Source organism: Asaia sp. As-1742 (assembly GCF_011753235.1).
GTDB lineage: Bacteria > Pseudomonadota > Alphaproteobacteria > Acetobacterales > Acetobacteraceae > Asaia > Asaia bogorensis_B.
Genome location: NZ_VWWA01000048.1, coordinates 1 through 1,268, shown reverse-complemented (window position 1 = coordinate 1,268; position 1,268 = coordinate 1). Strand labels below are relative to the sequence as shown.

The 1,268-nt window shown below is 55.5% G+C and carries 1 pseudogene; it reads right to left on the bottom strand.

The features are described 5' to 3' along the window. Window positions 1-137: 137 nt before the first annotated feature. Window positions 138-1,217, bottom strand: a pseudogene (locus F3J08_RS16810) (IS5 family transposase). Window positions 1,218-1,268 lie beyond the last annotated feature (51 nt).

Sequence of the window (1,268 nt, the reverse complement as noted above, 5' to 3'; positions counted from 1 at the left end):
TGGAGGGATCGAAGAATCGTTAGTTGATACGCTTGGCCGGTGATTTCAGGCTTTTATCGTTCTGACTGACGGCTCCCGGGGTGACTTTCGATCTGCGTTTTGTGCAGATCCGGCGCTGTTACCTCCGGGATGGATGGCTACCTGGTGGCGTTCAACTTCTCGAGGAAGAGGAAGTGGCGCATGTTGTAGACGATATTGGCCAGACCGATCCTCATGGTGGCCCGGGCGATACCCACGGTCCGGATGAACAGACCTGTCTGCGATTTCTGATCGGCAAAGACATGCTCGACACGCGAGCGGATTACCGACTTCCCTGCATTGGACCGCTGGATGTGACGAGGCATGGGCTTGAGATGCGGCTTTTTCCTGTGGACCTTCGAGACGAACCCGTGTCGATCCATGAAATCCTCATTGGCCTTTGATCGATAGGCTGTGTCGGCCCAGACGCCTGAGGCCGTATTGGTTTTATCCAGCAGGCCTTCGCGCAGTCTGGCGCCATCACTGGCGGCCGCATCTGTTGTCTTCCATTTCCGGATCAGTCTGAATTTCCGGTCGATGGAAACATGCGATTTATAGCCAAAGAACGGAATGGCGAGATCTATGGTTGGGAGCGTCCCGTCATCCTGCCGCTTTGCTTTCGTGAACTTCAGTGTCCAGCGCGCATGCCTGTCCTTGTGGGACAGCTTTGCCGGCTTGTCTTTCCGATCTTCTGGGATCCGTCCTGTCCGAAGATCAGCCTTCTCCGCATTGGTATTGCGCTGCCTGGGCGCTGCCACCAGTGTTGCATCCAGGATCTGGCCGGACATCGAAAGATACCCGGCGTTGCGCAATGTGGCGTCAAAGCACTCGAACAGATTCTGGATGGCGCCCGCCTCGGTCAGACGCTCGCGAAACAGCCAGATTGTTTTGGCATCGGGTACCCGATCCGATAACGCCAGGCCCAGGAAACGCATGAAGGACAGACGGTCGTTGATCAGATACTCCGTCCGTTCATCGGAGAGATTGTTCAATGTCTGGATAACCAGGATCTTGAACATTAGTACCGGATCGAACGGCGGACGCCCGCCTTTGCTCCCGTCTGAGTAAGCCAGAGCCTTCTCCAGATCAGGGCGGAACGCCTCGAAATCCACAGTTCGGGAAAACGCTTTGAGCTAATCATCAAGCCCGGTTGACCGGGCAAGCCGCTCGTCAACATCAAAGAAACCCGGCTGCTTCATAAGCCATCCCCCCAACATCATAGAAGGAATGAAATTACACCAGCAGCCCCA